Source organism: Cyclobacterium sediminis (genome assembly GCF_054781075.1).
In genome coordinates, this window is sequence record NZ_BAAGVC010000007.1 from 487,560 (window position 1) to 497,368 (window position 9,809).

A 9,809-nucleotide genomic window follows, 5' to 3' on the forward strand; every position below is an offset into this window, starting at 1 on the left:
TTTGAATGGAACACGGCAAAAGCACAATTCTGAAGAAAGTTGCTTGGAGGTAATGGCTGCTTAATCTTTTTAATTAAGTAAGCACTTCATTGATTACTTTTCCATGGACATCTGTCAGCCTGAAATCCCTTCCTTGAAATTCATAGGTAAGTTTTTCATGATCAAAACCCAACCTTTCCAAGATGGTAGCTTGTAAATCATGAACATGGGTACGGCCTTCTATACCGTAGTAGCCAATTTCATCCGTAACTCCATGAATGTGGCCTTTTTTAACACCTGCTCCTGCCATCCACATGGTGAATGCTTCCAAGTGATGGTCTCTGCCATCAAAACCTTCTCCCGTTCTGGATTCCATCATTGGGGTTCTGCCAAATTCACCACCCCATACCACAAGTGTGTCATCCAATAGCCCTCTTTGCTTGAGGTCTCTAAGCAAAGCCGCAATGGGCTGGTCTATGGTTTTACAAGACCTGCGCATTCCTTCACCTACACCATTGCCTGCGCCCACACCATGGGTGTCCCAGCGGTTGTCAAAAAGTTGTACGAAGCGTACCCCTTTCTCTACCAACCTTCTTGCCAGCAAACAATTGTTGGCAAAAGAGGCTTTTCCCGGGTTGGTGCCATACATTTGGTGGATGTATTCCGGCTCATCATTGATATTCATGGTTTCGGGTACAGAAGTCTGCATGCGAAAAGCCAGCTCGTATTGCGAGATCCGGGTTAGAATTTCAGGATCATTTGATTCCTTAAATTCCATTTCGTTGATTTTGTTAATGGCATCAATGGATTTTTTTCTGAGGTGGCTGTCGATGGATTTTGGATTGGACAAAAACAGTACGGGATCTCCTTCCGACCGACATTGTACCCCTTGGTAAATGGTGGGTAAAAAACCACTTCCCCAAGCACTTTTGCCTGCACTTATGGCTCCTCCTCCTGATGTGAGTACTACATATCCCGGTAGGTCTTCATTCTCTGATCCAAGGCCGTAAACAGACCAAGCACCTATACTCGGTTTGCCCAGTCGTGGACTTCCGGTATGCATAAATAACTGTGCCGGAGCATGGTTAAACTCATTCGTATGCATGGCTTTTAGGAAGCTCACTTCATCCACCATTTTGGAAAATTCCGGCATATAATCTGATACATAAGCACCGGATTGGCCATATTGACCAAAATTTGCCTGTGGGCCAAGTAGTTTCGGTGTGCCTTTCAGGAAGGCAAACTCTTTACCCTCCATCAAGGACTGCGGGGTATCCTGGCCATTTAATTTCTGAAGCGTGGGTTTGAAATCAAAAAGCTCCAAGTGGGAAGGTCCCCCTGCCATATGAAGGAAAATCACACTTTTTGCCTTGGGAGCAAAATGAGAGGCTTTCTTGTCTAAAAAAGAGGCTGCTGCTTGCTTAGCCCCGGAATTATTTCCACAACCCATCAGCGAGCCCATAGCCAATGCGCCAAGACCTGAAGTACATTTTTTTAAGAAATGCCTCCTGCTATTGTATTGCGCTTTTCGGATAAATGCTTCTTCCCAAATATTCATTCTATCTTCTGGTTACAAATTCATCTAAGTTTAACATGGCATTGCTAACCATTCGCATGGCTGCTAGTTCGGCATTTTCGTCCAGTTCTTTACCTTCTTCTTGATAGTAAGCAAGTGATTCCAAATAAAGCTGGTGGAGGACTTCTACTTTTTCCGGCTCAGGCACTTTGGCAGTAACAAGCCGTAGGTTTTTTTCAATGCCATTTTTTATGTCGCCTCCGCTTTCTTTCAATATGCGTTTTGCCCAAGCATCTGCCGCTTCTATATAAACAGGATCATTTAATAAAACGAGAGATTGAAGTGGGGTGTTCGTTCTTATCCTTCTGGAAGTACATACTTCTCTGGATGGACTATCAAAAGTGACAAAAGAAGGATAAGGGTGGGTTCTCTTCCAGTAAGTGTACACTGCTCTTCGGTATTTTTCCTCTCCCTCACTTGGGAACCAAAACTTTCCTCCAAAGCTGATGATGTTCTCAGGCTGGTAAGGCATTACACTTGGTCCCAGTTGCTTTTCATTCAATAACCCACTGATGGCCAGGGCTTGGTCTCTTATGGTTTCGGCAGGTAGTCTAGTTCTTGAGCCTCTCGATAAGAACTTGTTATACGGATCCTTTTTAATCTTTTCCTCGTTTGTTGCCGAGCTTTGTCTATAGCTCTGGGACATGACTATTTTTTTGATCAATTTTTTTATGGACCAATTCATGTCTTCCTGAAAGTTTACCGCCAACCAATCCAATAGTTCGGGATGACTGGCAGGGATGCCCTGGCTTCCAAAGTCCTCCATGCTCTCAACGATTCCAAAACCAAATATCTGCTCCCAAATGCGATTGACAATAACGCGGGAGGTGAGGGAGTTCTCACCGCTTACCAACCATTTGGCAAAATCCAACCTATTGGGTTTTTCCTTGTTAATTGTTCCCATTATTTCAGGGGTGTTGGCTGTTACTTCTTCTCCCTTTGAACGCCAGTCGCCCCGTTCAAATACAAAGGTGCTTCTTGAACGTGATTGTGGTAAATCTTTTAGAATAGGGGTTTCTATGGCTTTTGTATTGGATAATTCTACCAATTTGGCCTGGAAACTCGGAGGATACTTGTCTTTTAAAGGAGCTTTTTCATGATAAAAGACCCAGTCTACACGGATGAGGTCTTGGGCAAAGGTTTTGTCTTTTTTAAAGTAGTAAAAGAGGTCTCGTTTTCCCGAAACCGGTTCAATCGGCACCTTTAACGTTTCCCAGTCTTTGGGCCGATTGCCTGGAAAACCTGTGTCTGTTATTCCAAAGGTACCCTCTCCTATTTTTCTGCCAAGGATTGAGTCCAATCTAATTTCCACCTTGGCTCCATACAGGGAGGCATAACCCATGGAGATGGCTTTGATATCTGTCAAGTCAACATTCTCGAACATGATCCATGAACTGTCCTGAACTTGCCAAATAGATTCCTGGTCATGTGCAACCAACTCGATAAACCGGCTTTTGTCCTGAAACTCCTCTGCTTCAACCTTTCTATAGCCCATAGTATAAAGGAGTTCTTGCTTTTGTTTGTGCAGGTAGCTATCGCTGATTTCCGGAAGCTTTTCTGAGGGCTTTAGGTTTTCATTTACCCATGATAGCAGGTCTTTGACCCTTTGTTCACTTTCTTTTTCATAAGTAAAAACTTTGGGTTGTTCGTTGTATAGGTCTTTGTCTTGGGTATTGTTAAAGAAGGCCTGGCTTTTGTAAAACTCCTCGTGTCGGATTGGGTCATAGGGATGACTATGACATTGCACACATGCCATGGTGGTACCTTGCCAAACTTCAAAGGTGGTGCCTACCCTCTCCATCACTGCTGCTACCCTAAACTCCTCATCATTTGTTCCGCCTTCATCGTTTGCCATGGTGTTTCTGTGGAAAGCAGTGGCCAATAAATCAGATTCAGTCGGTTCAGGCAATAGGTCTCCTGCCAATTGGGCAATAGTAAATTGATCAAATGGCATGTCTTGATTAAAGGCTTCTATCAGCCAATCTCTGTACTTCCAGATTTCCCTATGCAAATCTTTCTCATAGCCTTTGGAATCAGAATAGCGTGCCAAATCCATCCAAAAGGCGGCCCACTTCTCTCCAAAATGGGGAGAGGCCAGCAGTTGGTCAACCTTATTTTCGTAAGCATTGGGAGAAGTGTCGGCCATAAAATCATCATAAGCTTGCAGCTCCGGTGGCAAGCCTGTAATGTCCAAAGTTAACCTCCGGAGAAGCAATTCTTTTGGAGCCTCTTTGTTTGGATTTAGCTCCATCTGGTCCAATTTCCTGAAAATAAAATGGTCAATTTCGTTTTGTGCGGGTATTTCACTATCCACAGAAGGCACTTCTATGTCTTTTTTTGGAGGGATATAGGCCCAGTGCTTTTCCCAGTTTGCTCCCTGATTGATCCATTCTTTGATCAGGTCAATTTCTTCTTGGGTTAAAGGATCTTTTCCCAATGGCATTCTTAGCTCGGGATCGTGGTATGTCAGGCGTGTGACCATTTCTGAAGCTTCAGCATCTCCGGGGATTATAGCAGGCTTTCCGGATTCAGTATTCATTTTGGCCTCTTCTTCAAAAAGCAAGGAAAAACCACCGGATTGTTTGACACCTCCGTGGCAAGAAATGCATTTGTTATTGATAATGGGCCGGATTTGGCGATTATAGCTTATCTTTTCTTGGCCCGGCCATAACCAAAAAGTTAGGATCAGAAGTACAGGCAATAAGAAGATGAAGATTCGGCTTTTCATTTTGGGTAGTTATGCTAATAGTAGCATTAAATGTAAGTAATAAAAACTTTACTTTCAAAGTCCAATCCTGTACAATAGGTATACATTGGTATAATAAATCTTGCAAATTTGTAAATCAAGATTTAACTTTTATAAACCAAACAGGATAGTACAGGGTGGTTGTATCACAAAATTTTAATAGTATTGTGTTAAACAGCAATAGTAATTAATTAAAGGTAAAAGAGGTTTTACAGTCAGATTTGGAACTGATTCTAATGTTGAGCTGAATATATGCTTTGTTGATTGGACGTTGGTTTTTAGCAATATTAGAAGTTTCGCTCATAAAACTTTAGACCCGGAAAAATGAAATCGAATGAAAAGGATAAGTAAAGGTAACCTGTTGATCCCCCTAACTGTGTTTTTTTTCGCGGCATTGGGAATCACCACAGAGGTGAGTGCATTTGAATCAGTGTTATTGTTTCAGGCAGCTGAGGCGGAAAATGCCTTTTGGTTGTGGAAGTTTTTAGGGCGTTTGCATCCCCTTGCAGTTCACTTTCCCGTTAGCTTTCTTTTATTGGCCGCTCTGTTGGAGTTGTTCACATTTAAAAATTTTAACCATAAACTAAGACCCGGTATCTCTACTTTGGTATGGACAGGGGCCATCGGGGCTGTAGTAGCTGTGGTTTTAGGTTTGCTATTGGCTAATATTGAAGAATATGGAGGGCGTTTGCTGGATATTCATCAGTGGACCGGGATTGCAACGGCCATTCTGGGTCTTTTACTGCTTTTTTTATTGGGGAAAATAAAAGATGGGTATCCGAAGACAGCCATAAAAAGTTTTAGAATTGCGCTATTTATCACAGCCTTGGGTGTTTCAATTGCCGGACATTTCGGTGCTTCATTGACCCATGGGGAGGAATATTTGACAGAGACATTGCCTTGGAATGAATCAACCTATTCCGCTGAGGACTTAAACATAGATTTAGTGGCCTTTGAAGAAGAAGGTGCTTTAAGTGAACAAAAGCAAATTGAATTGGTAGGCAAGGTAAGGGCGGTATTTGCCCATAATTGCTATAAGTGTCACAGTGATGCCAAGATTAAAGGAGAGCTAAGGCTTGATTCCAAGGAGTTTACTTTTTCCGGTGGAGAGTCGGGACCGGTTATTATTCCTGGAAATGCTGACAAAAGCGAACTAGTGAGAAGAATCAAGCTTCCAAAAGACCATAAAGAGGCCATGCCTTCCAAAGGCAAAGTGCTTTCCGATGATGAGATAGCCTTGATTTCTTTTTGGGTGAACAAAGGAGCTCCTTGGCCGGATGCTGCCGAAGAAGTAAGTGTTTTTAGGGTAGCAGACCTTGCCCCAAGGCGACCCAACTTGCCTGCCCAAAGAAAAGGATTGACGCAAGCCATCGATATTTGGGTGGATGAGTATTTTGAAGAGCAAGAAATAGCCTGGAAAGAACCTGTGGATGACAAGGTTTATCTGAGAAGGATATACTTGGACATTGTAGGTTTACAGCCTTCCCCGGAAGAATATTCGGCCTTTATGAATGACAACAGGCCTGATAAAAGGGCGATTTGGGTAAGTGAATTGCTGGATAGGAATGACGATTATGCAACCCACTGGCTGACTTTCTGGAATGATGCCCTGAGAAATGACTATACCGGTACAGGCTATATTACCAAAGGGCGATATGCCATTACCGATTGGTTGTACAACTCATTACGTGACAATAAACCTTATGACCAATTTGTCAAACAGTTATTGAATCCTGATGAAAAGTCCAAGGGTTTTATCGAAGGCATTCGCTGGAGAGGAGATGTCAATGCAAGTCAGGTCACTGAAATGCAAGCTGCACAAAATGTTGGGCAAGTAATATTAGGGCTTAATCTCAAATGTGCTTCCTGCCATGACAGTTTTATTAGTGACTGGAAACTTACAGAAGCCTATGCATTTGCTAATATTTTTGCAGATTCATCTTTGGTGGTTAGCCGTTGTGATATTCCTACAGGAGAGAAGGCCGGAACTAAAATTCTTTGGGAGGAATTGGGTGAAATTGACAGCACTGCCACAAGGTCTGAGAAGTTGGAACAGCTGGCTGAATACTTGGTGCAACCTGCCAATGGCCGACTTTACCGCACCATAGTCAATAGAATATGGAAACAAATGATGGGTAGAGGCTTGGTGGAGCCTGCAGACGAGATGGATAATATCCCCTGGAGCCAGGATTTATTGGATTGGCTGGCTACAGACTTTGAAGAAGACGGATACGACCTGAAGCAACTCATATATAAAATTGCCATATCCAAAGCTTATCAACAGCCGGCAGTAGGGGTAGAGAGCCCTTTGTTTCTTGTGGAAGATGATTTTATTTTTGAAGGGGCAGTTATCCGAAGAATGACGGCAGAGCAATTTACCGATGGGGTAAGTCAAAAAATTTACCCTCTATTTACAGAGGAGGAAATGAAGTATGACCCCAATCAGCTGGCAGTTTCCGAGCAATCTGACATAGGCTTTGTTCGCGCATCCCTGGTGGCAAATAACGGCTTGCTTAAAGCCCTTGGGCGTACCAACCGGGAAGTGGTAATGACGAGTAGAGACAGTCAGGCGAGTTTATTACAAGCATTGGAATTAACCAATGGCGAAAAGCTGAACAGTACCCTAAAAGAAGGGGCGGTCAGATGGAAAGAAAAATATGAGGCCGGAGAAATAATTGTTCAGGAAGTTTACCAGCAACTATTGGGAAGAGCGCCTCAAGAAAAGGAATTCAAAATTGCTATGGCAGCTTTGGGAGAAGAACCGGAGCCTGAAGCCATACAGGATTTATTTTGGGCAGTTTTGTTACTTCCTGAATTTCAGTTAATTTACTAATCAAAAGCTTAAGCTATGAATTATAATTGGAGAAGAAGAGATTTCTTAAAAAAGACAAGCGCTGCTTCTATTGCAGCCATGGCTGCAGGAGCTCCAATTTCAGCCTTATTAAACGCATGCTCCCCCAAGGAAAAGATTGAGAGCACTGCGGATACCGTGATTTTGCTTTATATGGCAGGTGGAATGGCTCATACAGAGACTTTTGACCCAAAAAAATATACCCCCTTTAGAAAAGGCATGGAGGCCAAAGAGGTGTTGAGTACCTTCAAAGCTGTTCCTACCGTTTTAGATGGGGTTAATTTTTCTGAGGGCCTTGAGAAAATTGGCGGTGTGATGGATAAGGGCAGTCTGATTCGTTCCTATGTTGCCGCGGATCTTGGCCATATTTTGCATACCCGACACCAATTTCATTGGCATACTTGCTATGAGCCACCACAGTCTGTAGCGGTACCCCATATGGGTTCTTGGATGGCCAAGGAATTGGGACCGGTCAATCCGGTTATTCCGCCTTTTATCAATATTGGGCAGCGGTTTACCGTAGGAGAAGGGGAGGAATTGAAGGCCTTCCACAGTGCCGGTTTTCTTGGCAGTGAGTATGGGCCTTTTTTGATACCTGATCCGAGTTCCGGTTTAGACAGTGTTCGCCCTCCGGTAGGTATGTCCAACAAGCGATTTGAAGCAAGGAATCAGCTTTATGAGAATTTGATAAAAGAAAGTGCCATGGGGGAATTTGGAAGTGATTACCAAAAAGAATCGCTGAAGCGATCCATGGAGCAAGCCTATATGCTATTGAATAGTCCGGAAGCGAAGGCTTTTGATTTAAGCCAGGAGCCAAAGGAAAAATATGACATTTACAACACGGGTAAATTTGGTTTGGGTTGTTTGATGGCCAAGCGGCTGGTGGATCAGGGAGCCAGGTTTATAAGTGTTACTTCAGAATACGAACCTTTTGTAGGCTGGGATACCCATGAAAACGGGCACACCAGGCTGAAAGGAATGAAAAAATTGATTGATGCACCTATTGCTCAGTTGATTAAAGATTTGGATGAAAGTGGAAAGCTGGATCGTACCTTGGTGGTATTGGCCAGCGAATTTAGCAGGGATATGCTGACGGAAGGAAGACCGGGAGCGAAAGTAAAAGACCAAGTGGAGGTGCCTGACATAATTGAAGACATGAAAAATTATGGCATGCATAGGCATTTCACAGATGGTTGTTCGGTATTGATGTTTGGAGGAGGAATCAAAAAAGGCTATGTTTATGGTAAAACTGCTGATGAAAGGCCATGTAAAAGTATAGAAAAGCCAATCAAAATTGCGGCTTTGCACCAGACCATTTACCATGCCCTGGGTATGGATCCGGAAACGAATTATGAAATTGAAAAACGTCCATTTTATACCACTCCAGATGGGCATGGAGAAGCAGAAATGGATTTATTCGCTTAAATTACACCCATGAAAGAAAACCCAAATCCAAGAAGAGAATTTTTAAAGAAATCAGGACTCACAGTGCTTGCAGGAGCAGTGGTTCCTAATATTATTGTTAATAAAAGCTACGGAATGAAAAAAGAAACCATACTGGGGCATGGCACGCACCGATATAAGGTCATAGAAGGATGGGGAAATTTGGACCCAGCCAAAAATCCTGTTAATGACTGCCATGAAATGGTGGAGGATGCAAAAGGGAGATTGATCCTTTTGACCAATGAAACCAAAAATAACGTCATTATTTATGATAAATCAGGCAAGTTGCTGGAAACTTGGGGGGACACTTATCCCGGAGCGCATGGACTTACCATCAGTGATGAGGGTGGGGAAGAGTTTCTATACATTGCAGACAATACCAGAAATCAGGTGATAAAAACCGATTTAAAAGGTAGAGAAATTATGGTGATGGATTACCCCAGAGAAACAGGTAATTATGCCTATCCCAAACAATTTGTTCCTACAGAAACAGCCATTAACCCCGCCAATGGAGATATTTATATAGTAGATGGTTATGGTAAAAATTATGTAACTCAGTACAATGCCAAGGGTGAGTTGATCCGACAGTTTGGAGGAAAAGGTGAGACCAATGAAACCTTCAACTGTTGTCATGGTATTTTGGTAGATACCAGAGATAAAAACAACCCTACCTTGCTTATTACAGACAGGGGGAATATGCAGTACAAGCGTTTTACTTTGGATGGGAAGTATATCAAAACCATCCCTACCCCCGGTTCATTTGTATGTAGGCCCGTTTTACGTGGAGACAATGTATATGCTGCGGTGTATAGAAGTACCACACAGGCTTATCCCAATTCCGGTTATATCACCGTATTAGATAACAATGACCGTGTAGTCTCCACTCCCGGAGGAACGGCTCCTGAATACGTGAATGGAGAACTTCAGGAACAGCGAAAAGACATGAGTTTCCAAGGTTTTATGCATCCCCATGATGTTTGTGTAGACAGAGATGAAAATATCTATGTTCCTCAATGGGCCTCACAGAAAACCTATCCGGTAAAGCTGGAAAGGATTTAGAAAGAAATTTTGTCCAAGTAAAAAAGCCACCTTTTTTCAAAGGTGGCTTTTTTAGGGCTTCTTGCTGATTTATTAATTACCTGATAACCAGCGTAATAATTAACAAAAACATAACACAAAAACCCCGAATTTAGCTGTTTAAAGCTTTTTTCGGG

5 protein-coding genes are annotated in these 9,809 nt (G+C 42.7%); 3 read left to right on the plus strand and 2 right to left on the minus strand.

Going from position 1 to position 9,809, the window contains the following annotated elements:
* Nucleotides 1-73: 73 nt before the first annotated feature.
* Both ACYVHJ_RS10765 and ACYVHJ_RS10770 read right to left on the minus strand, forming a co-directional pair.
* Nucleotides 74-1,537 carry a DUF1501 domain-containing protein gene (locus ACYVHJ_RS10765; RefSeq protein WP_460514615.1) on the minus strand — a complete coding sequence of 488 codons (1,464 nt, stop codon included), beginning with the start codon at nt 1,535-1,537 and terminating at the stop codon, nt 74-76.
* Between the two features lies 1 nt (nt 1,538).
* Entirely contained in the window at nt 1,539-4,283 is a 2,745-nt protein-coding gene (locus tag ACYVHJ_RS10770; RefSeq protein ID WP_460514617.1) for a DUF1553 domain-containing protein, read from the minus strand.
* A 352-nt stretch (nt 4,284-4,635) separates the two neighbouring features.
* Here ACYVHJ_RS10770 and ACYVHJ_RS10775 point away from each other — a divergent pair, with 352 nt between their 5' ends.
* From ACYVHJ_RS10775 to ACYVHJ_RS10785, 3 genes are read left to right on the plus strand one after another with little or no spacing between them, the layout of a single operon-like run.
* On the plus strand, nt 4,636-7,134 hold the full coding sequence (locus ACYVHJ_RS10775) for a DUF1549 domain-containing protein (protein ID WP_460514619.1): 2,499 nt from the start codon (nt 4,636-4,638) through the stop codon (nt 7,132-7,134).
* A gap of 15 nt (nt 7,135-7,149) precedes the next feature.
* Nucleotides 7,150-8,577, plus strand: coding sequence for a DUF1501 domain-containing protein (locus tag ACYVHJ_RS10780; RefSeq protein WP_460514621.1), 1,428 nt, complete (start codon nt 7,150-7,152; stop codon nt 8,575-8,577).
* Between the two features lie 9 nt (nt 8,578-8,586).
* Nucleotides 8,587-9,654: an NHL repeat-containing protein gene (locus tag ACYVHJ_RS10785; RefSeq protein WP_460514624.1), complete on the plus strand. Its 1,068-nt coding sequence runs from the start codon at nt 8,587-8,589 to the stop codon at nt 9,652-9,654.
* The last annotated feature ends 155 nt before the right edge of the window (nt 9,655-9,809 follow it).

Bases quoted from the DNA above. Each gene is read 5' to 3' on its own strand.
- ACYVHJ_RS10765 (WP_460514615.1), bottom strand. From the start codon at position 1,537: ATGAATATTTGGGAAGAAGCATTTATCCGAAAAGCGCAATACAATAGC.
- ACYVHJ_RS10770 (WP_460514617.1), bottom strand. From the start codon at position 4,283: ATGAAAAGCCGAATCTTCATCTTCTTATTGCCTGTACTTCTGATCCTA.
- ACYVHJ_RS10775 (WP_460514619.1), top strand. From the start codon at position 4,636: ATGAAAAGGATAAGTAAAGGTAACCTGTTGATCCCCCTAACTGTGTTT.
- ACYVHJ_RS10780 (WP_460514621.1), top strand. From the start codon at position 7,150: ATGAATTATAATTGGAGAAGAAGAGATTTCTTAAAAAAGACAAGCGCT.
- ACYVHJ_RS10785 (WP_460514624.1), top strand. From the start codon at position 8,587: ATGAAAGAAAACCCAAATCCAAGAAGAGAATTTTTAAAGAAATCAGGA.